General features: G+C 63.8%; 24 protein-coding genes, 2 tRNA genes and 2 pseudogenes. 14 read left to right on the top strand and 14 right to left on the bottom strand.

Features of this window, described 5'->3' with window-relative positions; genetic code table 11:
• Positions 1-293: 293 nt before the first annotated feature.
• A pseudogene (locus tag G7077_RS14420) lies at positions 294-662 on the bottom strand (hypothetical protein); the annotation flags it as partial.
• Positions 663-743: 81 nt separating this feature from the next.
• Positions 744-2,132 carry a PAS domain-containing protein gene (locus tag G7077_RS08975; protein ID WP_166411400.1) on the bottom strand — a complete coding sequence of 463 codons (1,389 nt, stop codon included), beginning with the start codon at positions 2,130-2,132 and terminating at the stop codon, positions 744-746.
• A 154-nt stretch (positions 2,133-2,286) separates the two neighbouring features.
• Between G7077_RS08975 and G7077_RS08970 the strand changes: the two genes are divergently transcribed.
• Positions 2,287-2,362 (top strand) — tRNA-Thr (locus G7077_RS08970).
• An 18-nt stretch (positions 2,363-2,380) separates the two neighbouring features.
• Positions 2,381-3,448 (top strand): glycosyltransferase family 61 protein, encoded by a 1,068-nt coding sequence (locus G7077_RS08965; RefSeq protein WP_166411399.1) that lies wholly within the window; start codon positions 2,381-2,383, stop codon positions 3,446-3,448.
• Between the two features lie 19 nt (positions 3,449-3,467).
• Here the strand turns inward: G7077_RS08965 and G7077_RS08960 are convergent, their stop codons facing one another.
• From G7077_RS08960 to G7077_RS08930, 7 genes are all read right to left on the bottom strand, one after another.
• On the bottom strand, positions 3,468-4,184 hold the full coding sequence (locus G7077_RS08960) for a hypothetical protein (RefSeq protein ID WP_166411398.1): 717 nt from the start codon (positions 4,182-4,184) through the stop codon (positions 3,468-3,470).
• A gap of 262 nt (positions 4,185-4,446) precedes the next feature.
• Positions 4,447-5,733: a fumarylacetoacetase gene (gene fahA, locus G7077_RS08955; protein WP_166411397.1), complete on the bottom strand. Its 1,287-nt coding sequence runs from the start codon at positions 5,731-5,733 to the stop codon at positions 4,447-4,449.
• Positions 5,730-7,007: a homogentisate 1,2-dioxygenase gene (hmgA, locus tag G7077_RS08950; RefSeq protein WP_166411396.1), complete on the bottom strand. Its 1,278-nt coding sequence runs from the start codon at positions 7,005-7,007 to the stop codon at positions 5,730-5,732. The genes fahA and hmgA overlap by 4 nt, the downstream gene beginning before the upstream one ends.
• Before the next feature lie 102 nt (positions 7,008-7,109).
• On the bottom strand, positions 7,110-7,319 hold the full coding sequence (locus tag G7077_RS08945; RefSeq protein ID WP_166411395.1) for a hypothetical protein: 210 nt from the start codon (positions 7,317-7,319) through the stop codon (positions 7,110-7,112).
• A gap of 81 nt (positions 7,320-7,400) precedes the next feature.
• On the bottom strand, positions 7,401-7,613 hold the full coding sequence (locus G7077_RS08940) for a KTSC domain-containing protein (protein WP_246167124.1): 213 nt from the start codon (positions 7,611-7,613) through the stop codon (positions 7,401-7,403).
• 173 nt (positions 7,614-7,786) lie between these two features.
• A complete protein-coding gene (locus G7077_RS08935) occupies positions 7,787-8,626 on the bottom strand; it encodes a DMT family transporter (RefSeq protein WP_246167123.1) in 840 nt (279 codons plus the stop codon).
• The gene (locus tag G7077_RS08930; protein WP_166411394.1) at positions 8,623-9,624 is read right to left on the bottom strand and encodes a threonine aldolase family protein; all 1,002 of its coding nucleotides are present in this window, start codon (positions 9,622-9,624) and stop codon (positions 8,623-8,625) included. The genes G7077_RS08935 and G7077_RS08930 overlap by 4 nt, the downstream gene beginning before the upstream one ends.
• 64 nt (positions 9,625-9,688) lie before the next feature.
• Between G7077_RS08930 and G7077_RS08925 the strand changes: the two genes are divergently transcribed.
• Both G7077_RS08925 and G7077_RS08920 read left to right on the top strand, forming a co-directional pair.
• Positions 9,689-10,516 (top strand): phytanoyl-CoA dioxygenase family protein, encoded by an 828-nt coding sequence (locus G7077_RS08925; RefSeq protein WP_206367612.1) that lies wholly within the window; start codon positions 9,689-9,691, stop codon positions 10,514-10,516.
• 171 nt (positions 10,517-10,687) lie between these two features.
• A tRNA-Thr gene (locus G7077_RS08920) sits at positions 10,688-10,762 on the top strand.
• On the opposite strand, the gene G7077_RS08915 is transcribed toward G7077_RS08920, so the two are convergent.
• A complete protein-coding gene (locus G7077_RS08915; protein ID WP_166411393.1) occupies positions 10,741-11,163 on the bottom strand; it encodes a cupin domain-containing protein in 423 nt (140 codons plus the stop codon). The genes G7077_RS08920 and G7077_RS08915 overlap by 22 nt on opposite strands.
• Positions 11,160-12,962, bottom strand: a complete 1,803-nt coding sequence (locus G7077_RS08910) for an aminopeptidase P family protein (protein ID WP_166411392.1) — start codon at positions 12,960-12,962, stop codon at positions 11,160-11,162. The genes G7077_RS08915 and G7077_RS08910 overlap by 4 nt, the downstream gene beginning before the upstream one ends.
• A 95-nt stretch (positions 12,963-13,057) precedes the next feature.
• Here G7077_RS08910 and G7077_RS08905 point away from each other — a divergent pair, with 95 nt between their 5' ends.
• The 3 genes from G7077_RS08905 (at position 13,058) to G7077_RS08895 (ending at position 13,891) form a co-directional block, all read left to right on the top strand.
• On the top strand, positions 13,058-13,231 hold the full coding sequence (locus tag G7077_RS08905) for a hypothetical protein (RefSeq protein ID WP_166411391.1): 174 nt from the start codon (positions 13,058-13,060) through the stop codon (positions 13,229-13,231).
• 73 nt (positions 13,232-13,304) lie between these two features.
• Positions 13,305-13,622 (top strand): Dabb family protein, encoded by a 318-nt coding sequence (locus tag G7077_RS08900; protein ID WP_166411390.1) that lies wholly within the window; start codon positions 13,305-13,307, stop codon positions 13,620-13,622.
• On the top strand, positions 13,619-13,891 hold the full coding sequence (locus G7077_RS08895; RefSeq protein WP_166411389.1) for a hypothetical protein: 273 nt from the start codon (positions 13,619-13,621) through the stop codon (positions 13,889-13,891). The genes G7077_RS08900 and G7077_RS08895 overlap by 4 nt, the downstream gene beginning before the upstream one ends.
• Here G7077_RS08895 and G7077_RS08890 read toward each other — a convergent pair.
• The 3 genes from G7077_RS08890 to G7077_RS08880 all read right to left on the bottom strand — a co-directional run bounded on the left by G7077_RS08890 (position 13,888) and on the right by G7077_RS08880 (position 16,900).
• A complete protein-coding gene (locus G7077_RS08890; RefSeq protein ID WP_166411388.1) occupies positions 13,888-14,226 on the bottom strand; it encodes a hypothetical protein in 339 nt (112 codons plus the stop codon). The two genes, G7077_RS08895 and G7077_RS08890, sit on opposite strands and share 4 nt — an antisense overlap.
• A gap of 33 nt (positions 14,227-14,259) precedes the next feature.
• Entirely contained in the window at positions 14,260-15,876 is a 1,617-nt protein-coding gene (locus G7077_RS08885) for an FAD-dependent oxidoreductase (protein WP_343039920.1), read from the bottom strand.
• A gap of 124 nt (positions 15,877-16,000) precedes the next feature.
• Positions 16,001-16,900: an alpha/beta hydrolase gene (locus tag G7077_RS08880; protein WP_246167532.1), complete on the bottom strand. Its 900-nt coding sequence runs from the start codon at positions 16,898-16,900 to the stop codon at positions 16,001-16,003.
• Positions 16,901-17,036: 136 nt separating this feature from the next.
• Here G7077_RS08880 and G7077_RS08875 point away from each other — a divergent pair, with 136 nt between their 5' ends.
• From G7077_RS08875 to yjfF, 7 genes and pseudogenes are all read left to right on the top strand, one after another.
• The gene (locus tag G7077_RS08875; RefSeq protein ID WP_246167122.1) at positions 17,037-17,783 is read left to right on the top strand and encodes a FadR/GntR family transcriptional regulator; all 747 of its coding nucleotides are present in this window, start codon (positions 17,037-17,039) and stop codon (positions 17,781-17,783) included.
• Positions 17,780-18,762 (top strand): annotated as a pseudogene (gene araD1, locus G7077_RS08870) (AraD1 family protein). Before G7077_RS08875 ends, araD1 begins: the two are co-directional and overlap by 4 nt.
• 32 nt (positions 18,763-18,794) lie before the next feature.
• Positions 18,795-20,414 carry an alpha-N-arabinofuranosidase gene (locus tag G7077_RS08865; protein ID WP_246167121.1) on the top strand — a complete coding sequence of 540 codons (1,620 nt, stop codon included), beginning with the start codon at positions 18,795-18,797 and terminating at the stop codon, positions 20,412-20,414.
• An 11-nt stretch (positions 20,415-20,425) separates the two neighbouring features.
• A complete protein-coding gene (gene ytfQ / locus G7077_RS08860) occupies positions 20,426-21,388 on the top strand; it encodes a galactofuranose ABC transporter, galactofuranose-binding protein YtfQ (RefSeq protein ID WP_166411384.1) in 963 nt (320 codons plus the stop codon).
• Between the two features lie 12 nt (positions 21,389-21,400).
• On the top strand, positions 21,401-22,918 hold the full coding sequence (locus tag G7077_RS08855; protein ID WP_166411383.1) for a sugar ABC transporter ATP-binding protein: 1,518 nt from the start codon (positions 21,401-21,403) through the stop codon (positions 22,916-22,918).
• Positions 22,915-23,913, top strand: a complete 999-nt coding sequence (locus tag G7077_RS08850; RefSeq protein ID WP_166411382.1) for an ABC transporter permease — start codon at positions 22,915-22,917, stop codon at positions 23,911-23,913. Before G7077_RS08855 ends, G7077_RS08850 begins: the two co-directional genes overlap by 4 nt.
• Positions 23,910-24,863 (top strand): galactofuranose ABC transporter, permease protein YjfF, encoded by a 954-nt coding sequence (gene yjfF, locus G7077_RS08845; protein WP_166411381.1) that lies wholly within the window; start codon positions 23,910-23,912, stop codon positions 24,861-24,863. Before G7077_RS08850 ends, yjfF begins: the two co-directional genes overlap by 4 nt.

The raw sequence follows: 24,863 nt of genomic DNA, 5'->3' as shown, positions 1-24,863 counted from the left end.
ATCGCAAGTTCGTTCCTGAAGATGCCGAGCGGCCCCGAGGTTCGACCGCTCGCCGCAACATCGACGTGACCAAGCAGGGTGAAATTGTTGTTCGACAGCCAGCGTAGGAACTCTGCGCCTTCCGTGTCGCCATTGCTCAGCCGGTCGGCATCGGCGGACAATCGGTCGCGCATGACCGGCCAGTCCTGCACCGCCGAGCGTACGTCGCGGAGAACGGCCTGAAGCTGGTCAACCAGCTCACGCCGTCCACGCGCCTCGACGCGATCCAGTTCCATATAGATGATCGACTCCGGCGCGCCGCGGCCGAGCCCTTGTGCATGACCTTTGCCGTCGCGCTCGATCGCCACGATCGGGTGCAGCAAGCGATGTATGGCAATCCCATTGGATGCAACCGCTGCCGCGACACTGTCGACGAGGAACGGCATGTCCTCGTTGACGGTGACCAGACGCATCCGGCGGTTGCCCGCTTCGCCGCCGATCGATTGAAGCTCGACGACCGACTGCTGGGCAGCGCGCGTCTGCAAGGCCTGAGCGACAAAAGCGGCGGCGTCGTACTGCTGGGTGGGATCGAACCCTTCCGTTTCACCGGGAAGGGCGTTGGCGGTCAATGCCGCAAGCACGCCGTCGACCAAGGAACTGGCCGGGCGCGACGAGATTGTCATGATGGAAGATGCTCCGCATGGCTGCGATTGCACGGGCCTATAGACCCGCGGTCGCAACCGGGACAACCCCGGCCTCCATCGTTATGCGAGGCGGCGGATCGCTTTCTCCACCATTGCTTCGTCGTCGATCAGCGCCACCACCTCGTGACTTCCGTCCGCGGCGCGGCGGGTGACGACCAACGCAAATTCACTCTCGATCGAGACGTCGGCGAGCGCCACCGGTTCAGCTGCGCGAAGGCGATCGCGCGCGGCGTCCAGCTTTGTGTCGGCGCGCGCTTCGGGCCGTTTGGCCTGACGTTCCGCGGCGACCAGCGCCTTAAGGCCGCCGGTTTGGGTCTCGATGAAGGATTTGAACCCGCCCAGCGAGACCTGCACGCGCTGCGCATAGGACAAAGCCGACGCGAATTCGGTCAGGCGCGTCTTGTCGTAATCGATCCCGAATACGAGCTTCACGATCGGCGTCATCGGCGCACGGGCCTGGGCCTTCACGCCGGAGTCCTGAAGCAGCTCCGCATAATCGTCGGGATGACTCTGCGCCGCGATTGCGAAGTCATAGGCGAGCGACAATGCGCTATACAAAGCGGCGCGGCTGCGCCCGTCCGCCGACTTCACCGCCTCCGCGGTCTCTCGCGCCGCCCAAAGGCGGTCGGCAAGCTCGGCATCGTCGGAAAGGGCGATGGCGGGAATCGCATCTTCTTCGATCGCTTCTTCCAGATCGGCGATTACGACCGGGAGTTCGGAGCCGTTTTCTTCGGGAGGCTTGGTAGCGCGCGGGAAACTGGGTTCTTCGATGTCGGGAATGCTGGCGGAGAAGCCGCCAAGCGGATTTCGCGACACCTGCGCTGGCACATCGAGCACCAACTCGGATTCGTCAGGCGCCAGATCTTGAGCTTGCGGTTCGGCAGCGTCGTCGACATCCAGCATTGGCACGATGACCTGCTGCGACGTGCGAACCTCGCCATGCTTCCAGTTGATGACGCCATAGATGAAATCGATCGTGTCGCCGTCCGACGAAAAGGGCATCAGGATCCCGCGATAGCAGATCGGTTCACCGCGCTGATTGTCGAACTCGGCCTCGAACCCAACCGGTGCCCGATTGGCGATGATCTGCATGTAATGGTCGGTCAGGCGCGACAGGAGCGAGCGGCTGGGCACATCGGAGATGGTGCGCACCTCGTCCTGAAGACCGCACTCCTCCCGAATAGCCGCGCCAATGTAGGGAGTCGCCGGATTGTCGCGGCCGCAGGTGAAGTCGAGCAGAACGCTGTGAGCGGAAAAGTCGTTAAGGTCTTCCGGCTCCAGATCCTCGATCGACGGGAAGTCACGCCCGTCGAGCAGCGACACCCAATAATTGTAGGCGCGGACATGCATCCGGCGCTCATCACCGCCTGCAGTCAGTGCGACTTCGCGGTCGGGCTGGTTGTCCGCGGCGTAATCGAAGTCACTGGGATGTTCGCGATAGGAATCCATAGAGACTGCCCCACAATTCAGTCACATGGGGGAATGAACGAGAGCTCTTACCAAAATGTTAAGCATGTCCGTTCAGCTTGCGGCGCGCCTTGCCCCTGAACAGCCTTGCTGTTAGGGAGCCGCGCCTGCGGGGGCCATGCCCCTTTGCCGGAATGCCGCTTTAGCTCAGATGGTAGAGCACATCATTCGTAATGATGGGGTCGTGGGTTCGAGTCCCCCAAGCGGCACCACCTTTGTCCCGAGATCAGATGGCAAAGCAGACTTTTCATGGCTTCGCGCCCGGCGAAGCAGAGCATCGGCTCAAGAAGGTCTTGAGGAATCCTGATCCAGCGCAGCCTCTGATCCACAAGCTTCACGACGTCGTCGCACTTCCAGGGTTCGCCAGCCTTTACACCACGGAAGGGCGCCGAATTGACGAAGCCGCAGAGATGACATTGTCGGCGGAAGCGCCGGCGGCTCTCAGAGACAAGTTAAAGTCCCGGCCCAAAGCGGAAGTCAGCCTTCCAACAAGCCTCAACGTCGTTGAGGGGCCGGTGCTGTTTGCAGGCTATCTTACGCGTCACTATGGCCATTTCGTCATCGACGGCATGTCCCGGCTTTGGGCCAGAGACATGTTTCCGACCCTTCCTCTCCTGTTCACGCAACCTGCTGCGGACGGTGGCCGACGCCCCTTCAGCACTGATGCGCTCGATGCGCTGGGTCTTTCATCTCGAATCATCTCGGCGCCCGGGCCGACGCTCTTCCGCGAACTGGTCTGTCCGGGGACTTCCTTTGAATATCGGTGGAAGGCCTTTCGTGCGGCGGACGAGCCGCACCTTGCCGCTTCCAACAGGCTTAGCAGCAGCGCACGCAGGTGGCGTCGTCCGGTCTACCTGACCCGCACGGGATTGGCTGATGCTACGGATGCGATCGGCAAAGTCCGTGGAAAGATGCGCAGGAGCGATGCCGAGCCGGAGCTGGAGTCGGAGCTGTCAAGGCGCGGCTTCGACGTCGTTCACCCGGAAGCGTTGCCTCTGTCAGACCAGATCGCGCTGTTCGAGGAAGCGCCATTGATCGTGGGCATCATCGGATCGGCCTTCCACACCGCGCTATTTTCCCGAACCGGACGGGCAAACCTGGCAATACTTAACTGGGGACGCGGCTTCGAGAATTGCCTCCTCGTCGACTCGTTGAAGCAGCACAAATCCGCCTATCTGAAGTCGATCGGGACTCCTGGCGACGATGGCGAGCATCCGCTCGACGTCGGGTTGACCATTCGCCTTATGGAACAGGCCGGCTTGGTGTCAGCTCACACGCACACCGGACCGCGCGGATGACGCGTCCAAATCCGACTGCTCATCCGATTTTGCTGTCATCCGTCCGTAATCTTGCTTCGACCGCCTGCAGCAGAAGCTCTCCATAAGCCTGGTTAGCGTGTGCTCCGCCGTGGTGATATTCCGGCCGCAAATAGCCATTCGATGTGGCTTTGCCGGGAGGCGGCATCAGCTCGATCCCGTGATTCGCACAAAATCGCGTCAAAATGTCGGCCTGCAACGACCAGAACTTCAGCCGAAGTTCCGGCGGCGCAACGCCGAAGTCGCGAATGCCGTCGGCGAACAGGTTTTCATGGCGACGCGCGATATTTTCGTTATCGTACGCTGGGGGTGGCGGAAGAAGGTGGATGACCTGGGCCTGAGTTCCCGATTTCACCGCTTCCAGTCTCTGGCGATCGCCTCTGATCTTGCCGCCGTCGTCCAGGCTTGCTCCGTCCAACACGGTTGTGGCGAAGAATTCTTCAAGCGTTCGAAACGGGATGATCTGCGCTTCTGGGTCAGGCTCGATGCTGCCGTTCGTGACGTAGAAATCGAACGGCTGAGGATGCTGCACCGTGCTGAAGACGGCGTACTGACTTCCCCCGATCATCGACAGGACAATGTCATCGGGGCCGAGCTTCGCAATTCGGCGAAGAAGATGCTCGAAGCTTAGATCGCCAATGGCGACCCCCTTCTTCTCTTTATATTGTCGGAGAACGGTCACCGGTGCCGGCTGACCGAGCAGGGTCCGGCCTGCCACTGCCCGCCGCAAGGAATCCGTGTGGCTGTCCCCAAACGCGATGATGGTTCTGCGTTTGACATCCGCGACGCGGGCCGCCGACGATGTCCAATCTAGTAAACCCATGTCGGCAAGAAACTCCGTCGCGCCTGTGCACCTATAAGAACTGAGCAGATTGCGCGACCGGTAGAGGAAGGCGCATCCCGCAGATTATCTCGTGTTCAAGTCAGGCTGGCGAAGCACACCGCGGCCGGCGCACCCTCCATGCGATTGCTTTGAGATATCAGCCGATCACACGCCCGACGCACTCGCCAAGACCGATCCGGACTGCACCATCGGCTTCGCACCAGCCGCGCATGGAAAGTTCATCCCCATCCTCGAGGAAACAGCGGGTCTCCCCCGTTGCGAGCGTTACCGGCTGCTTGCCGCCACGACTGATTTCCAGGAGCGAGCCGAGACCATAGTCGTCCGCCGTCGACAAGGTGCCGGTGCCGATGAGGTCGCCCGGCTGAAGGTTGCAGCCGTTGGAGGCGTGGTGGGTGACGATCTGAGCCGCGCTCCAGTACATTGCGGAATCGGCGCTGCCGCGTGACAGCACGTGCGGCGGCACGCCCTCCGCGCGCATCCGCTCGGTCGACAAGGTCACCTCCAGCTGGATGCCGATCGCTCCCGCCTCCGTGTCGGCAGCGTCCTTCAGGTACGGGAGCGGTTGCGGATCTCCATCCGGGCGGGGAGGAATCGCTTTACGAAATGGCGCAAGCGCCTCGGCGGTCACGATCCAAGGACTGACCGACGTCAGAAAGTTCTTGGCGAGAAAGGGACCCAGCGGCTGATATTCCCATGCCTGCAGGTCTCGCGCCGACCAGTCGTTCAACAGGCAATAGCCGGCGATGTGGCCCGCCGCCTCGCCGATCGGTATCGGTTGACCGAGGTCGTTGCCGCGGCCGATCCATAGACCGAGTTCCAACTCGTAATCGAGCCTGCGGCTGGGACCATATTCGGGTGCGTCGGCCTCCGGCGGTTTTCGCTGGCCGGATGGACGAACAACCGGCTGGCCCGAGGCGCGCACCGAACTTGCCCGGCCGTGATAGCCGATCGGCACATATTTGTAGTTGGGCAGCAGTGGGTTGTCAGGCCGGAACTGCCTGCCGACGTTGGTCGCATGGTGAATGCCGACGTAAAAATCCGTGTAGTCGCCGATCAGGCAGGGCAGGTGCATCCGTGCCTCGACCTGAGGCACCAGAAAAGGTTCAACCGCGTCGCGCCGACCGGGATCGCTCAGCAATTGAGACAGGCGGAGCCGCAACTCACGGTGGTCCGCAGGACCGCGCGAGAGCCAGCTGTTGAGCACCGGCTGTGCAAAGTCCCTCGCCCATGTTGGATCGAGCAGGTCGGCGGCAGCGGCGAGGTCAAGGATGTGACTTCCGATCGCGATTCCGGCGCGGCGCTCTTCACCGTCCGACGAGAAGATGCCGATCGGCAAATTCTGGATTGGAAAGTCCGATCCAGGTTCCGCGCCCGGAACCCAGCTCACCCGCTTTGTATCATGGGTCTCGTCCAAACGGTTCATGGCAATGTCGCCGGCGGGAAGCCGCTCCAGCTGTTGTCATAATCCGGTTGCGCCCGCTCAAGCGCCCAGTCGGTCGGACGGTAGGGCCAGCAGGTCTCGACCATGAACGCCATGGTTCCTTCAATCCTGTGCGGTTTCAGTTCCGCCTCGCTCGCCTTGCGCCAGCTGTCCACGTCGGGCCCGTGTCCGCTCATCATATTGTGCAGTGACAAGCCGCCCGGCGCGAAGCCGTCCGCCTTCGCGTCGTAGGCCCCGTGGATCAGCCCCATCGCTTCGCTCATCACGTTGCGGTGGAACCAGGGGGGCCGGAACGTGTCCTCCGCCACCATCCAGCGCGGCGGAAAGATCACGAAGTCGGCATTGGCGCGACCGTGCACGTTGCTGGGACTGGTCAGCACCGTGAAGATGCTGGGATCGGGATGGTCGAAGCTTACCGTCCCCATGACGTTGAAACGCGACAAGTCATAGCGGCAGGGCGCGAGATTGCCGTGCCAGGCCACGACGTCGAGCGGCGAATGGTCGAGCTCCGTAACCCACAGCTTGCCGAGGAACTTCTGAACCACTTCGATCGGCCCTTGCACGTCCTCGTACCACGCGCCGGGACTCTCGAAATCGCGTGGGTTGGCCAAGCCGTTCGACCCGATCGGACCGAGATCCGGCAAACGGAACGGCGCTCCGTAATTTTCGGCGAGGTAGCCGCGCGCTTCACCCTCGTTCAGCTGCACGCGGAACTTCAGTCCCCGGGGAATGAGCGCGATCGAGCCCGGGGCAACATCCATCCGGCCAAGCTCGGTCTCGATCAGCAATGCGCCCTGCTGCGGGATGATCAGGATCTCACCGTCGGCATCCACGAACACGCGGGAACCCATGCTCCGCGTTGCGCGGTACAAGTGCAGCGCGCAGCCTTCCAGTTCCTGTGGCTCCCGCGCGTGCAGGATGGTTGCGAGTCCGTCGATGAAGTCACCGCCGGGCAAGTCCGAAGGCGGGTCCCACCGCAACCGGTTCGGCGCAAGCGGCGCCGCGCTTGGCGGCGCTCCGAAGAGGGGTACGTCTTCATATGGTCGGAACGGCCGATGGTCGGCGGTCGGCCGCACACGGTAGAGCCAGCTGCGGCGATTCTCGTGGCGCGGCGCCGTGAACGCCGAACCGGACAATTGTTCGGCGTACAGGCCGAAGGCTGGACGCTGCGGGCTGTTGCGCCCCTTCGGCAATGCGCCGGCCACCGCCTCCGTCTCGAAGTGACTGCCGAAGCCGGTCAGATAGGAATGCGTCATGGACCGCACCTAAACCCCGCCGAATTCAAACTCAAACGGGCGCGGTTCCAGTGAAGGAACCGCGCCCGCCGTGCGCAGGGACTCGCATCCCGCGCCGAAGGCTTAGTTGACGTTGACGTTGATCGAGTCGGGAACCTTCACTTCCGTCGTCTCGCTTCCGAAACCGAGCTGGTCGCGGAAGAGGAACAGAAGCACCAGAACGGCGATGATGAGCAGCACAACGGCAAGCACGCCGCCACCGCCGCGATCCCCGCCGGTTTCCACAATCGTTGTATGTTCGCGCTCAACCGTATCGCGATCCGGATCAACCATGTCGTCCTCCCTGTTGAGGCTGTTGCAATCGCGTAACGAACGAAGATCGTGCAGCGCGGTTCCGTTGCTTGCGCACCCGCCTCAGCCCGGGACGATGCGACGCCGTCTCCTGCTGACTTCGCGGCAAGGAAAGGCGTTGCGGATAGTCCGGTTGTAGAAGACGCCCTTGGACGCGGCCGCGGCAAATCCTTGCGCCACCTCGGGCGGCACGTCCGAATAGACGTACCGGCGGCCGCTGACGAACAGCAGGTCGAGTTCCGCCTGGTCGGGCCGGTACCATGCGCCACGGATCACTGAGCTTTCCACACCGCTGGAATCCACGAGCGCCGGTAAGGATTCCCGCTGTGCGCCGAACCGACTCTCCGGTGAGTCGAACCGTTATGCCGCGTCCGGCGCGGGTACACGCGGCCTGCCGCTGCTCAGTGCGCCGAACATGCCGCCAAGCGCGAGCGTCACGCCGGCGATCGTCAGGGGGTCCAGCGATAATCTTCTAGCCAGGTAGAAAAGCTCATGGCGATCAGCGGGACGGTGACGCTGGAATAAGCCGCGCGGGCCGGGCCGATCCGCCGCACGACGGGAAAGTAAAGGCTGAACGCCAAAGCCGACGCGGCGAGCGCAAGATAGAGCAGGCCGATCCAGTATCCTGGGCGCGCCTCGATCACCGGCGGGCCGGCGATGAGAAAGGCGAGAAGCGCGTCGCACAATGCGCCAATCGCCATCGACCATGCGAGGAGGGCGAACAGGCCGTAGCGTTTCACTTTGTCCTGCGCCTGGTAAACGTTGGCGAAGGACGCGCCCATGATTCCGATGAACGTGAACGCTATGCCCAACGCGATCCGGTTCAGTTCGGTCGGATGCTCGCCCAATTCATGAGCGAACAGCAGCAGCACGCCCGCGACTGATGGGATCGACCACAGGAGAAAGCGACGGCTCGGACGCTGACCGAGCATCGCCCAGGCGAGCAGGGTGTTGGGAATGAGCAGCAGGGCGAACACGGTCGCAACCAGGCCGGAGGTGATGAACCGCTCGGCGATGTAGACCCCGTTGAAGTTCACCACGAACTGGCTGATGCCGATGACCGCCGCGGCCTTGATGCCGGGCCGGTCCAGGCGGAGCGTCTCTCCGCGGTAAAGCGTCAGCGCCGCCATCGCGACGGCAGCGATGACGAAGCGGTACGCCACGGACCATTGCGCCGGAACGTGGACGAGCTGGTCGCGGATCACGATCCAGGTCGAGCCCCAGATGGCGGTGAAGATGACGAACGGGATGACGACGGCGACGAGCGTCGACCGTTGCTCGCTACTCACAGACTGGCGATTGCGGCGGACAGCTTGGCCACCGCCGTGTCGTCCGAATTCCAACTGGTCACCAGGCGGATTTCGCCAACACCCCAGTCGTAAAAGTCGAAGCCCTGCGCGCGGAGCGCTGCCGCCTCATCGGACGTCATCCTAAGGAAGACTTCATTCGCCTCAACGGGATGGACCAGCCGATCGGGTGCCGCCGTTGCCATCCGCTGTGCCGCCGCATTGGCCTTGCGGCCATTCTCCATCCACAGGTCGCCATCCAGCATCGCCAACAACTGGGCTGCGAGGCTTCTGCCCTTGGAGAAAAGGTGGCCCGACCGCTTGCGCATGACCACCGCCTCGTCCGCCAATTCGCGCCGGAAGAAGATCAGCGCCTCGGCATTAAGCCCGCCGTTCTTGACGAAGCCGAAGCTCAACGCGTCCACGCCTGCGCGCCAGGTCAGGTTTGCCGGGCTTTCGCCAGTAAACGCCACGGCATTAGCGAAGCGGGCACCGTCCATGTGGAGGCCAAGCCCATGTCGCCGGGCCGCGTCGCCGATCGCAGCGACCTCCGAAGCTCGGTAAGACAGGCCATATTCCGTCGCATTGGTAATCGACAGCGCCCGCGGCTGGACCTGATGCACATCCTTGCGCACCCGGGCGCAGGCCGCCTCGACCGTTTCCGGGAGGAGCTTCGCACCTTCGCCGTCGAGCAGGGTCAGCTTGGCGCCGCCCGTAAACAGCGCCGGCGCCCCCGCCTCGTCATTCTCGATATGCGCATCCCGATGACATAGTATGGCGCCGTAGGATGGGCATAACGTCGCCAGGGCCAGGCAGTTGGCGGCCGTCCCCGTCGCCACCCATAATGCGCGCACGTCGGTTTCGAACAGCTCCGAAAAGGCTGCGTCCAGGCACTGGCTCCATGAATCGCCGTCGTAAGCGGTGTCGAGCCGGTTCGATTCGGCGATCGCGTCGATCACCGCCGGATGGGCGGCAGCGGCGTTGTCGGAAAAGAAGCGCATTTGAGGCGTTCCAAGCGGATCGGTAGGATCAAGGCAAGCAGCTTTCGACCGCAAGGAGCCGCACGTGAGTGACGAAGCGCAGTTTGACGTCGCCTCCATCATGGGAGGCTTGTACGGCGACGGGATCATTGCCTGCAAAGGCGCCTACAGCACGCAATGGGCGGACAATCTCGGACGCGAGATCATGGCGCTGTTCGAGGAAGCTCAGGCGACGCCCGGCGGCGCGCTCCCCCGCGGCCCCCAGCGCTTCTATGTCGAATGTCATCCCGAGCGGATCAGCGGCTTCGTCGACATTGCGACGCACCCCTGGTTCATGGCGGTGTGCGAGGCCGTGCTCGGGCCCGACTACAAGATCGTCGAAGTCGGCTTCGACATCCCCTTCCCCGGCGCGCAGGACCAGCCGTGGCACCGCGACTTTCGCGCGCCCGAGGCGACGCTGACAGGGCGTCGGCTGAACAGTCTGGCCTTCAATCTCACCTGCATCGACACGCGGCCCGAGCATGGCCCCTTCGAGATCGCGCCCGGTACGCAGTGGGACGCAATTCCGGACGCCAAGGACGGCATGTTCCCGGACAAGAGCTTGTGGGGCCGCTATATCGACCGGGCGGTTCAGAAGATGCCGCAGCGCGGCGACATCTCGGCCCGTTCGGCGCTTACCATCCACCGCGGCACTGCCAACCGATCGAACGAAGCTCGGCCGGTTCTGGTGATCGGCGTCGATGCGCCCGACGCCACCAACGCCCACCACCATGACCTTCAGGTCACCCGTGCTTACCTCGACAGTCTGCCGCCGCAGGTGCGCGATCACCTGACCTACCGGGTGACGGACGACCTCGAGACGGTGATCCAGCACCATGTCATCGAAGGACTGCTGGAGCCCGACTATTCCTGATCGGGCTGCGGGTCAGCCTCGTTCAACTGCCGCGCCTGCGCCTTCCGCCGCCGGAGGTTCTCGCGCAGCGCCGCCGCGAGCCGCTCGGCTTTTTCATCCTTCGGCTTCACCGGCTTTGGCTTGACAGTGCGAGGCCGTGACCGCCATAGGCGCGCCACCCTCCGGGAAATTGCTGCCGTAGCTCAGTGGTAGAGCGCATCCTTGGTAAGGCTGAGGTCGTGAGTTCAATCCTCACCGGCAGCACCATTCCCCTCCCTGGCCTTGTGGGTCGTGCCCTCGCCAGGGGTTATGAACAGGGCAGTCACCGGCCCGTCCGCATCAGCGGTGTGCCAGACGCCCGGCGGGTTGATCGCATATTCCCCTTGGTTCAGCACCGTCGTGGTGGGGCTCCCGTCCGCGCGCTGCTGGTGCAGCGTCATGCTGCCCGACAAGCACATCACGACCTCATCCCCTGACGGGTGCATTTCCCAACTGCTCCAGCTCTCCGAGAAGCTGAACAGGCTGACCAGCCGCCCATCACGGCCGTCCCCTGCAGTTCGATCGCCGTACGCCTCGTACCACTCCGGCCCGCCCATCTCCGGCTGCGGAACGGCGGTTCCACCCAGCCCCAGATGTAGGGGAAAGCGCTCGAGCGACCGCGCCGTCATGCGGCGCCGATGGGGGCGCATGCCTGATCGAGCCAGGCACGTTCCGCATCACCAAGCTCCGGACCGATCTTGGCCCGTACCTCGGCGTGGTAGTTGTTGAGCCAGCCAAGCTCCTGCGGGCTCAACATGTCGGCCACGATCAGGCGGCGGTCGATCGGTGCAAAGGTCAGCGTCTCGAAGCCGAGGGTCGGCTTCTCCGCGCCCGCGAGCGGCCGTTCGACGACCAGCACCAGATTTTCGATCCGGATGCCGTACTCCCCGGTCTTATAATAGCCCGGCTCGTTGGAAAGGATCATGCCAGGCTGAAGCGGCTCGTCGCCGCCGCTCTGCGCGCTCCCGACCGGCGAAATACGCTGGGGCCCTTCATGCACGGACAGGAAGCTGCCGACGCCGTGGCCTGTGCCGTGAGCGTAATCGAGGCCCGCCTCCCACAAGGGGCGCCGGGCGAAGCTGTCGAGTTGGCTTCCGCGCGTGCCGCGCGGGAAGATCGCTGTCGCCACGGCGATGTGGCCCTTGAGCACGCGCGTGAAGCGATCCCGCATTTCGTCGGTAGGGGTGCCGATCGCAACCGTCCTGGTGATGTCGGTGGTGCCGCCCAGATACTGACCGCCCGAGTCGATCAGGTAGAGCGAGCCGGCTTCCAGCTTGCGGTTGGTTTTCTCGCTGGAGCGATAATGGACGATGGCGCCGTTGGGCCCGGCACCCGAGATGGAGTCGAACGACAGGTCGCGCAGGTCCAGGTCTTCGCGGCGCAAGGCCTCGAGCCGGTCCGAGGCAGTCAGTTCGTCGAGGTCGCCCCCGACCGCTTCCTCCTCGACCCACTTCAGGAAGCGGGCGATCGCAGCACCGTCCCTGACCTGGGCGTCACGGTGACCTGCAATTTCGGCGGCGTTCTTGAGCGCTTTGGGGAGCACCGTCGGATCGCGAACGGCAATGATCTTTGCGCCGGCTTCCTCCAAGGCGTCGAAGATCGCAGCGACGGCCCGTTCAGCGTCGACTGCAATTGTCTTTCCGCTCAGTGCGCCCAGGGCAGTCTCGAACTCGGAACGATCATGCAGCCGGACGACATTGCCGAGATGGCGGCGAACATCCTCGTCCACCTTCTCAGGTGCTATGAACAGGTCGGCAGTGCCGTCCGCGTGAACAAGCGCGAAGGCGAGCGCGACCGGCGTTCGTGCAACGTCGGCGCCGCGCACGTTGAAGGCCCAGGCGATCGAATCCAGCGCAGACAGCACGGCTGCATCGGCGCCTTTGCTCGACAGCCAATCGGCGATGTCGGCGCGCTTTTCCGCAGAGGTCTTGCCAGCATAACGGTCTGGGTGGGTAACCAGCCGCGCCTTGGAGGCCTCAGGCCGGTCGGACCAAATCTTGTCGATCGGGTTCTGCCCGACCGCGATCAGTTGGGCGCCGCGGGTAGCCAGCGCCTCCCTCGCCCTCTTCACCCAATCGCGGCTGTGCAGCCACGGATCATAGCCGATCCGCGCACCCTGAGGCGCATGGTCCTTCAGCCATTCGGAAATGCTGGTTTCCGGCACCGACTGGTAGCTCCAGTGCGCACCGTCGACTTGGCTCCGGACTTGGAGCGTGTAGCGGCCGTCGACGAAAATGGCCGCTTCCTCCGGAAGGACCGCCGCCGAGCCCGCCGAGCCTTCGAAGCCCGTCAGCCAGGCGAGCCGCTGGGCATAGGTGCCGACATATTCGCTCATATGTTCGTCGGTGAGCGGGACAACGAAGCCGTGAAGGCCATCGGCCCTGAGCTGCGCCCGAAGCGCTGCGAGCCGGTCTGCATAAGTGGACATCGCAGATTTTTAGACCCGCGGACCGTTGGCAACAAGAGTGTGGGCGGCCGGTCCGAAATGGATGCCGTTCTCCTGTTTAGGGGCGACCATTAACCATGGTCGGCAACCTTCGGGTGACCGTCCGGCCTCTATTTTCGGGCTCCGCGTGCCAGTCGGAGTTCGTCATGAAAGAATTGCTGTTCGAGGTGGCGGTGAGTGTCGGATTGCTTGCCGTGACCGTCGTGGCCGCGGTCGAGAGCCCTTTTCTGGAGATCTGGTTCGGCCTCTGATCGGGCGGCCCTAAAGGCCTAGGCCGTTGCGCCGCCCTCCACTTGTCGCCATCAGGGTCACGAGGAGTGAGGAATGGCGGCTAACAAGATCATTCACCAGGTGTTCTTCTGGCTTCAGCAGCCAACGTCGGTTGAGGATCGCGATGCGCTTATTGCCGGCTTGCGCAGGCTCGCGGTCATCGACGGCGTCCGTAGCCTGGAAGTAGGCGTACCCGCCTCGACCGAGCAGCGCGACGTGGTCGATTCCAGCTTCGCCGTGTCGGAGACGATGATCTTCGATAGCCTGGAAGATCAGGCCGCGTACCAGGACCATCCGCTCCACCATCAATTTATTGACGAATGCGGCCACCTGTGGAGCAAGGTCCTCGTCTACGACGTGGTTACGCAATGACCGAGAGTAAGAAGCAGCGCGATATACGGCTTGGCCGGGTTCTAATCGGTCTCGGCTACACGATCGTCGCGATCGGCGCCGTGCTGACACCGGTCGCTTATGCGCTCGACTGGCTGGATACCTTACCGGCGATTGCCATTGCGCTGGTCATCATCGCCGTTGGCGTTGCAGTGGTGCTCACGGGCGACCGGTTGAGCGACGACGGCATCCGTGCCGATGGTCCTCCACCTCCGCAACCCCTTGTCGGACATCCCGAAGAGGGGCGTTAGACTTGCTGAACGCGGGGCGCTTGCTCGGCGTGGCGCACCGGATGAGAACGTAGCGACCGGTCGCGGGGCTCACGCGTTTGCGGCAGTACACCGACCGGTTCCGTATCCCTTCGGCGGACAACACTATCGGCGATCAGGTCGCCAAGCTTGACGAGAAGCAGGCTGACAAGGATCCCACCCCCGGCGATCTCCAGAAGGAGAAGGATCGGTGCTGCCTCCAATGTGAAAGCGATTGGCGCGGCGATCGCTAATGCGATGGCGGCGAATAGCCCGACGGCGACAAGCGCCTTGCCGAACCAGCGGACGGGATAGCAATCTTCGACACGCCCGGACAACGTTCGCAGCGCTATGTCCGTTCCGGCGGGACTTTAGGCCACGATGCGCTCGGGCGGGGGCGCCGGTTCGGCGCGCTGCGCGTCGATATGGCTCCAGATGGCGCTGACCACAACCGATCCCTCTCCCACCGAAGAAGCGACCCGCTTGGTGGATCCCGACCGCACGTCGCCAACGGCAAAGATGCCCGGCTGGGACGTCTCGTAAGCGCTTCGGGCACCGACGTCCGCGCCGGTCAGCACATAACCCTTGGAGTCCAGGTCGACCATTCCCGACAGCCAGTCGGTGTTGGGAGCAGCGCCGATCATGATGAACAAGGCGGAGGCATCAAGCCTCTTGTTCCCGTCCGGGGTCTTGATGACGACGGCGCGCAGGTGATCGTCGCCATGCACCTCGGCAAGCTGAGAGCCGTAGTGGATAGTAATGGTCGGGTCGGCTTCCAGGCGGTCGCGGAGATAGTGGCTCATGGTCGAGGCCAATTCGTGTCGGCGGACCAGCAGGTGCACGTGGCGGGCGGCACGGGACAGGAACATCGCAGCCTGCCCTGCCGAATTGCCGCCGCCGATTACCACCGCCTCGGTCTGTCGGCAGAAGCGCGCCTCCATCTCGGTCGCGGCATAATAGACGCCGGCGCCCTCGAACTCTTCTAGCCGCTCGACCGGAAGGCCGCGATATTGAACGCCCGTCGCAACCAGTACCGATCGCGCACATAATTTCTCGCCGTCGTCCAGCGTGACGCAGAACCCTCGCGGATCATGGTTGAGCGCTGTTACGCGGCGCGGCATCACAAACCGAGTCCCGAATTTCATCGCCTGAACCTGCCCGCGATAGGTAAGGTCGGCGCCCGAGATGCCGGTCGGGAAGCCCATGAAGTTCTCGATGCGGCTGCTGGTACCCGCCTGCCCGCCGATGGCCGTGTCCTCCACCACCAGGGCGCATAGGCCCTCCGATCCGGCGTAGACCGCCGCCGCAACGCCGGCAGGGCCGCCACCGACGATCAGGAGATCGAGGTCTTGCTCCTGGCTGATCTCAAGGTCGAGGCCGAGCAGGGCTGCAACCTTGCGCGGAGTCGGATCGTCGAGCCTTGTATCGGTGCCGAGGATTACCGATGGCCGGTGCTGGGCAACCGCGCAGATCGGCGCCACGTCCTCATTCTTCTCGTCCAGGTCGAACTGCTGGAACGGAATGCGATTGCGCGACAGGAAGCTGGCGACCCGCTGCACGGCAGGATCGCGATCGGCGCCGATCACGGTCAGAGCGCTTCTTTTTTCCTCTACTTGCAAGCGTCGGCGAGCCGAGAAGACGGTAAGGACATGATCCCCCACTTCAGGGATGCGCGACATCAATTCGAGCATTGCGGCGCGCGGAACTTCGAGGAGGGTAGTCAACTCCGCGGCGCGCATTGGCAAAGTGGCCGAACCGCCGCTCAAAAAGTTCAACTCGCCGAGGAACTGCCCGGCCCGCAGCGTGGACGGCACCATGCGCACGCCGGTGAACGGGTTGACCACTTCAACCTCGCCGTCCAGCACCAGTTGGAAGCTATCCATCCGCTCGCCGACGCCGGTGATCGTCTCACCCGACGCATAGCTGCGCTCGCTGCCAAGGGCCTTCAACGCCTCCAGATGTTCCTGTTTGAAAGGTTGCGGGCTCATTGCCCGCAGGTCGCCGCCAATGCTTTCCATGGCAGGCTAGAGGCGCGTTCCGCACACGCCTGTCAAGCGCGGGGCCCGGTGAAGAATTGGTGCCCGCAGCTTCAATCCACGGGCACCATTCAGTCTATTGATTGGCGGCGATCCAGCCATGCATGCGCATCCAGGCGACGAAGTTATTGAACCACTGGGTGCTGGTGGTGGTCTTCGGATACATGCCGAAGCCGTGACCGCCCTGCTCGTACAGGTGGAATTCAACAGGCCGCTTGCCGTTGCGCCACGTGTCGATCAGCCCATATTCGGGTTTGCCGAAGAGGGGATCGTCAGCCGCCAGCGCGACGAACATGGGCGGCGCATCGGCGCCGGCCGGCATGGCGGCGAGCGGGCCGTAGATGTTGCCGACGAAGGCCGGCTTGGCATCTTCACCGGCTAGTGCAGTCGCCATGGTCAGCATCGCCCCGGCCGAAAATCCGACCATGCCGATCTTGTTGGGATCGACCTTCCATTCGCTTGCGCGGCTGCGGATCATAGCAAACGCCGCGCGGGAGTCGGCGATCTGGGGCGCAAGGTTGCCGAAGCCGGCCGCCGTCGGTGGCCTGCGAGCGACGCCGCGGAACATCTCGGTCATCGACTTCTCGAACTCGGGCATGGTCGCCGGAGTCTGGTTGAGCCGGTACTTCAGCACGAAAGCGGCGACGCCATGTTCAGCCAACCGCTTGGCGACGTCCCAGCCTTCGTTCTCCATCGACAGGGTGCGAAAACCGCCGCCCGGCGCCACGACGACCGCCGTGCCGTTGGCCTTGCCAGCCGCGGGAAGGAAGGGCGTCAGGGTTGCAACGGTCACGTTGCGGGCGAACACACTGCCATATTGGCTGTGCCAGCTTTCCTGGTACTTCGCATCCGGCAGCGGCCCGGTGTTGAGGGTGATAGCGGTCGGCTGCGCCGGGATAGCGATCGGCGTCATCTTGTCGTTCTGTGCAGCGGTCGGTGCCGACACCAGGCAGCAACCCAGGGCGGCAGCACCCATGAACCAAGCGCGCGAAAATTTAGTCGATTTCGTCATACCGTTGCATCCTCCGTCCGCTGTTCTGACTTGCGCAGCGTCATTTTGTCTGATTATTGAAATCCAATTGCTAGGCAATAGCAAGTGGGAGAGGGGCGGCGTGGCTGCCGAAGAGATCAAATCTTTGCGCATCCACGGCAAGCTCGCGCGCGACCTTGGCCTGCAGATCGTGTCCGGCTTCTACCGGGAGGGCGAACTTCTCGATACCGAGTCCGACGCGAGCCAGCGTCTGGCCGTATCACGCCCTGCCTATCGCGAGGCCGTGCGGATCCTCGCTGCAAAGGGCCTGGTCGAAAGCCGGCCAAAGGTCGGGACCAGGATCACGCCGCGCGACAAGTGGCATCTTCTCGATCCAGACGTCCTTTCGTGGATGTTTCAGTCGGAGCCCGACGAACATCTGCTGGAATCATTGTTCGAGCTTCGGATGATATTCGAACCGGAGGCGGCCGCCCTGGCCGCCCGCCGGCGCACCAATGAGCAGCTCGATCGCATGCGCAACGCGCTGACGGCGATGAGTGAGCACACGCTTGCGTCAGACGAGGGCCGCGCCGCGGATCAGGAGTTCCACGCCGCCTTGCTCGTCGCCTCCGACAATCCATTCCTTCGCACACTGACGAGCAGCGTCTCTGCAGCGGTGTCCTGGACGACGGCGCTGAAGCAACGGGTGCGTCCTTTGGTCCGCGATCCCGTGCCGGATCATGAACGCGTGTTCGATGCCATTGCCGCCCGGAACGCGGATGGAGCGCGGGCCGCCATGGCAAAGCTGGTCGAGCTGGCGCTGTTCGACACCAAAACGGCACCGATGCCGACGACCAAAGCAAACACCCGCGGAGCGGCCACGAGATGAGCCTACGTCTTTTGAGTTTCCGACAATCCGACGGTTCGCCGGTCGTTGCTGCTGCCACGGATGGGCCGTTCCGCCTCGTAAAAGGTGCGGCGACCACACTCGACCTCGCGCTTGAAGCGATTGCGTCAGGTCAGCGCCTGGCTGTTCTCGTCGGCAGCCGCTTGGGAGACGAGGTGGATGCCGCAGCGGTGCAGGCTGAAGGACGGCTGCTTCCTGCCGTCGCTCATTCCGACCCCGCCCATCTCCACCTGACCGGCACTGGCCTTACCCACCTTGGATCAGCCGAAGGGCGCGACAAGATGCACAAGGCGGCCGCTGCGGGCGCGGAGACGGACTCCATGCGCATGTTCCGGATGGGCGTCGAAGGGGGAAGCCCGAGACGATGCCGGGCTGCCAGCCCGAATGGTTCTACAAGGGGGACGGCGGCTGTCTGGTCGGCCCGTCCGACCCAATCCCTTCACCCCATTTCGCGCTCGACGGCGGCGAGGAGCCGGAAATCGCCGGCATTTACGTGATCGGCGGTGACGGCAATCCGCGGCGTATCGGCTTCGCGTTGGCAAACGAATTCTCGGATCATGTGACGGAAAAGGGCAACTACCTTTGGCTCGCCCATTCCAAGCTTCGGCCTGCCGTCCTGGGCGCCGAAATCCTCGTCGGCGATCTGCCGGACGACATTCGCGGTACCAGCCGGATCGTTCGGGATGGCAGTGTGCTTTGGGAGGCGCCCTTTCTTTCGGGCGAAGCGAACATGTCGCACAGCATCGCCAATCTGGAACACCATCATTTCAAATATGACCTGTTCCGGCGCCCGGGCGACGTGCACGTTCACTTCTTTGGCACGGCGACCCTGTCGTTCGCCAACAATGTTCAGACCCGGCCGGGGGATATCTTCGAGATTGAGGCGGCGCCGTTCGCGATCAAGCTCAGCAATCGGCTGGAGCCGGCAGCAGCTGCCGACGTCACCGTCGCCGCGCTGTAAACAGAACAAGAAAACAAGAAAATTTTGGAGGGATGAAGATGCTGAACATGGGTGGTCGGATCGGGGCGGCAGCAACCGCCATGGCGCTAATCTTGCAGCCCGTCGCCGCAGCCGCGCAGCAGGCCGCACCCGTTCGCATCGACGTGCAGGCGAACCGCACCGGAGCCACCATTGAACCCGACATCTTCGGCCAGTTCGCCGAGCATCTCGGCACTGGCATCTATGGCGGCGTGTGGGTCGGCAAGGACTCGCCCATTCCCAACGTTCGCGGAATTCGCACCGACGTGCTTCAGGCGCTGAAGGCAATCAAGGTGCCCAACGTCCGCTGGCCCGGCGGCTGCTTCGCCGACGAATACCACTGGCGTGAGGGCATCGGCCCGAAGCGTGTCGAGCGAGTCAACGCCAGCTGGGGCGGCGTGATCGAGCCGAACACCTTCGGCACCCACGAGTTCATGGACTTCGTCGACCAGCTTGGCGCCGAGACCTTCCTCTCCGTCAACGTCGGCTCGGGCACCGTCCAGGAAGCCGCCGACTGGATGGAATATCTGACGACCGACAAGCCGACGACGCTGCAAAAGGAACGTGCGGCCAACGGTCACCCGGCTCCCTACAAGATCAAATATCTCGGCCTCGGCAACGAGAATTGGGGCTGCGGCGGCGCCATGTCCAACGACCATTATGTCGAGGAGATGAAGCAGTTCGCCCACTATAGCCGCAACCTCAATCCGGACCAGAACCATGCGGTCCCGCCGGTCGGCGGGGCGCAGTCCCACCCCAACGCCATGAAGCGCGTCGCGGTCGGTTGGGACAGCGGCAACAGCGATTATACCGAAAGCGTCATGAAGGCGTGGAAATCAAAGGTGTGGAGCTGGGACATCGAGGGTGTGTCGCTGCACGGCTACACCATCCCCAACAATTGGGAGAAGAAGGGGCCTAGCGTCGGCTTCGGCGAGGACGAATATGCCAAGGGCATCAAGGCCACGCTGGCGATGAAGGAATGGATCGCCAAGCAGTCGGCGATCATGGACCGCTACGACCCTGAGAAGAAGCTTGGCCTCTATGTCGACGAATGGGGCATCTGGGTCGACCCGAACCCCGGCAGCAACCCCGGCTTCCTGCAGCAGCAGAACACGCTTCGCGATGCGGTGATCGCGGCGCTCAACCTCAACATCTTCGCCCGCAATGCGGACCGGGTCCGCGGCACCAACATCGCGCAGATGGTGAACGTGCTCCAGGCCATGATCCTGACCGATGGACCCAAGATGCTTCTGACGCCCACCTACCACGTCTATCACATGTATGTGCCGTTCCAGGGCGCGAAGGTGGTGCCGGTCAGCTTCGAGGCGGGCACCTATACCCACGGCGGGATCACCTTGCCGCGCGTCGACGCAATCGCGGCGCGCGGTACCGACGGTAAGCTTTACCTGTCGCTGACCAATGTCGACGCCAACAAGCCGGCGCGGATCACCGCCGCGGTGCCCGGCGCCCGGCGCGCGACTGGCCAGGTGCTGACCGGTCCCGCGGTCGACACCCACAACAGCTTCGATAACCCCAACCGCATCGCGCCCAAGCCGTTCAGCGGCCGGGTGTCGGGCGGACAACTGACATTTGACCTGCCGGCCAAATCGGTCGCAGTGGTCGAGGTGCAATGATGGAGAGGCGCATGAAGAGGATCGGACTGGCCGTTGCGGTTGCCGCGCTGGCATTGGGCGGCTGCGGAAAACAGGGCGGCGGCAATGGCGGGATGACCGTCGGCTTTGCGCAGATCGGCTCCGAGTCGGGCTGGCGCACCGCCGAGACCAACGCTGCCAAGGCCTCGGCCAAGGAGAAGGGTGTCGACCTTCGTATTTCCGATGCGCAGCAGCGTCAGGAAAACCAGATCAAGGCGATCCGCGCCTTTATCGCGCAGGGTGTCGACGGCATCCTCCTTGCTCCGGTGGTGGCGACCGGATGGGATCAGGTGCTGAAGGAAGCGCAGGCCGCCAAGATCCCGGTCGTCCTCGTCGATCGTCTGATCGAGACCTCGGACAAGAACCTCTATCTCTCGGCGGTCACCTCGGACCAGGTGCTCGAGGGCCGCACCGCCGGCGAGTGGCTGACCAAGACGGTCGGAAGCCGCGATTGCCCGGTGATCGAGCTGCAGGGAACGGTTGGCTCCAGCCCGGCCATCGCCCGCAAGAAGGGCTTCGACGAAGCACTTGCCAAGACCGCCAACGTCAAGATCGTCCGCAGCCAGTCGGGCGACTTCACCCGCTCCAAGGCCAAGGAAGTCATGGAAAGCGCGATCAAGGCGGTTGGCGGCAACAAGATTTGCGCGGTCTACGCCCACAATGACGACATGATGATTGGCGCCATTCAGGCGATGAAGGAAGCGGGACTGAGGCCCGGCAAGGACGTGCTCACCGTCTCGATCGACGGCGTGCCGGACATCTTCAAGGCAATGCAGGATGGTGAGGCGAACGCGACGGTTGAGTTGACCCCTGACATGGCAGGGCCCGCGCTCGACATGTTGGCCGCGTACAAGAAGGACGGAAAGGCGCCGCCGAAGTGGCACCAGACCCCGACCAAATTGTACCTGCCGGACACCGCCGCCGCGGAATATCAACGCCGCAAGGACCTCTACTAAGGCGTTCGCAACGTGAGTGACTCCGCGCCGCTGCTCGATGCGCACGGCATAACCAAGACCTATCCGGGCACTACGGCTCTCGACGACGTGCACTTCTCCCTTCAGGCGGGTGAAGTGCACGCGTTGATGGGCGAGAATGGCGCGGGCAAGTCCACGCTGATCAAGATCCTGACCGGCGCGGAGTCGCGCGACGGCGGAACGATCGCGCTGGACGGGCAGGAGGTTGCACTCGGCAGCTCGGCGGTTGCGCAAAAGTCTGGCGTCTGGGCCGTGCACCAGGAAGTGATGGTGCTGCCCAACTTAACGGTCGCGGAAAATCTCCTGCTCGGCAGCCAACCGCGACGCTTCGGTCTGATCGACCGCAAGACCGCGAACCGGATAGCCAAGGATACGCTGACCGAGCTCGGCCTCGACCTGGACGTCGCACGGCCGCTCGGCGCCTACCCGGTGGCCATCCGCCAGCTGGTCGCCATTGCCCGTGCCGTCCACGCCAAGGCGCGAGTGCTGGTACTCGACGAGCCAACGGCAAGCCTCGATGCGCCGGAGGTCGAGCGCCTGTTCGATCTCGTCCGCAAGCTCGCATCGCGCGGCACCGGGATTGTCTTCATCACTCATTTCCTCGATCAGGTGTACGCGCTCAGCGACCGGATCACCGTGCTTCGCAACGGCAAGTCGCTGGGCACCTTCGCGGCTAGCGACCTGCCGCGCGACAAGCTGGTCTCGATGATGATCGGCAAGGAATTACAGCACGCCGAAGCCGGCGAACACCGCTGCGAGGCGCGCGCTGGCGCTGCCGTGGTTCGCTTCAGCGGGACGGGGAAGAAGGGATCGGTGGAACCGTTCGATCTTGCGTTGCACGAAGGCGAAGCGGTTGGCGCCGCCGGCCTGCTCGGTTCGGGCCGAACCGAAACCGCTCTCCTCATGTTCGGCATCGACCGGGCTGAGGGCGGGAGCGTCGAGGTCGACGGCAAATCTGCCCGCCTCCGCTCCCCGCGCGATGCGGTCCGATACGGACTCGCCTTCAGCCCCGAGGACCGCAAGACCGACGCTATTTTTGCCGACCTGTCGATCCGCGACAATGTCGTGATCGCCCTTCAGGCCAAACGCGGCTGGCTCCGCAAGCTGTCGCGGCGCGAGCAGCAGGAGCTTGCCGACCGCTACATCGCGCAGATGAACATCCGCACGTCGGACGCCGACAAGCCGATCGGCAAGTTGTCGGGAGGCAATCAGCAGAAGGTGCTGCTCGGCCGCTGGCTGGCGACCAATCCCCGAGTGCTCATCCTCGACGAACCGACCCGCGGCATCGACGTCGGCGCCCATGCCGAGATCGTGAAGATGATCGAGAATCTCCGCGACAACGGCATGGCGCTTTACGTCATCTCGTCCGAGTTGGAGGAACTCATCACCTACAGCGACCGGATCAGCGTCATGCAGGATCGGCGGCAGGTGCAAATCCTGGAAGGCGATGATCTGACCGTCGCCAAGATCGTGGCGGCGATTGCCGCACCGGTAGAAAAGGCCGCGGCATGAACGGCCTGCTAAGCGGCGCACGGCGGGCTTGGCCGCAACTCGGTGCCATGGTGCTGATGCTGCTGATCGACTGGCTGATCTTCCCGTCCTTCTTCAGCGTCGGGATGGTGGACGGCCGTCTGTCGGGCAGCCTGATCGACGTTCTCATCCGCGGCACTCCGGTGGCGCTGCTCGCGCTCGGCATGGCGGGCGTGATCGCAACCCGAGGTATCGATCTCTCCGTCGGTGCGATCATGGCCATCGCCGGCGCGGTCGCCGCGACTTCCATCGTCGATGGAGCGTCATGGCAGGTAGCGCTCCTTTATGCTCTGCTTGCTGGCGTCGCTTGTGGCCTGTGGAACGGCGTCCTAGTGGCTTACTTCGGCATTCAGCCGATCGTCGCGACCCTCGTGCTGATGGTCGCGGGCCGCGGCATCGCACAGCTGATCACGGGCGGGCAGATCACCACCTTTAACGAACCGGGTTTTGCGGCACTCTCCAGCGGAACCCTGCTCGGCGTTCCCGCGCCGATCCTCATCGTGGTGGTCGTTGCTGCCCTTCTCGCCTTGCTGGTGCGCGGCACCGCGCTGGGACTGATGATCGAGGCGATCGGCATCAACCCGCGCGCCTCCGACCTTGTCGGCATCAACAGGAAGACGATCACCTTGTCCGTATACGTCATCAGCGGGCTGACCGCCGCATTGGCAGGCGCCATCGCCACCGCCGACATTCGCGGTGCCGACGCCAACAACGCCGGTCTGTGGCTTGAGCTCGACGCCATTCTGGTGGTCGTCCTTGGCGGCGCTTCCCTTCTGGGCGGACGCCTGTCGTACGGCTTGACCCTCGTCGGCGCCGTGACTCTTCAGGCGCTAAAGACCGGCATCCTGCTGGCCGGCTTTCCGCCGCAGATGAGCCTGGTGCTCATGGCCATCGTCATTTCGGTCCTGCTCGTCGTGCAGGCGCCCGCGATGCAGCAATGGCTGCAGCGACGCGCTCTGCGGAAGGCCTCGGCATGAACTTCGCCGCCAACCGCACCGTCTTCATCACGCTCGCCGTGCTGCTCCTGCTGCTCGGCTATTGCGCGGCGCAATTTCCGTTCGTCCTGTCGACCCGCGTGCTCGGCAACCTGCTGACCGACAATGCATTCCTGGGCGTGATTGCAGTCGGCATGACGGTGGTGATCATCTCGGGCGGCATCGACCTTTCCGTCGGCTCGGTGCTCGCCTTCGTGGGGGTTCTTCTCGGCGTCCTGATCACGCAGCAGGGGGTCGATCCCTTGCTCGCCTTTGCGATCGTGCTGGTGATCGGCACCGCCTTCGGAGCGCTCCAGGGCGCCGCCATCCACCTACTCGGCGCCCCCGCTTTCATTGTCACGCTCGCCGGCATGTTCCTCCTGCGCGGTGCCTGCTTCCTGCTGACCGAGGATTCGATCCCCATCAATCACCCCCTCTACACCCAGCTTGCCAGCGCCGGCGTGCCGCTGCCCGGCGGTGGGCAGCTCAGCTTCGCGGCCGGCATCATGCTGCTGATCATCGTCGCGGCGGGCGTGATGCTGCGCCGCACGGAGTTCGGTGCAAGCGTGTACGGCCTGGGTGGGGACGCCCGCGCGGCCGAGTTGATGGGCGTTCGCGCCGGCCGAGCCACGGTGCGCATCTACGCCTTTTCCGGCTTCACCGCGGCGATCGGCGGCATTCTTTATTCCCTCTACACCAGCTCGGCCTATCCGCTCGCCGGGATCGGGCTGGAACTCGACGCCATCGCCGCCACGATCATCGGCGGAACACTGCTAACCGGCGGCTATGGCGGGGTCTTCGGCACTTTGCTCGGCGTGCTGATTCTCGGCGTCATCCAGCTCTACATCACGCTGGAAGGCACGCTTTCCAGTTGGGTCGCCAAGATCGCCACCGGCGCATTGCTGTTGCTGTTCATCGGCGCTCAACGGTTCGGACGCGCCAAGGACCATTAA

Source organism: Sphingomonas piscis, assembly GCF_011300455.1.
In the GTDB taxonomy this organism is placed as follows: Bacteria; Pseudomonadota; Alphaproteobacteria; order Sphingomonadales; family Sphingomonadaceae; genus Sphingomicrobium; species Sphingomicrobium piscis.
The sequence above is the reverse complement of the archived record's forward strand: the minus strand, read 5'-3'. Positions and strand labels throughout refer to the sequence as shown.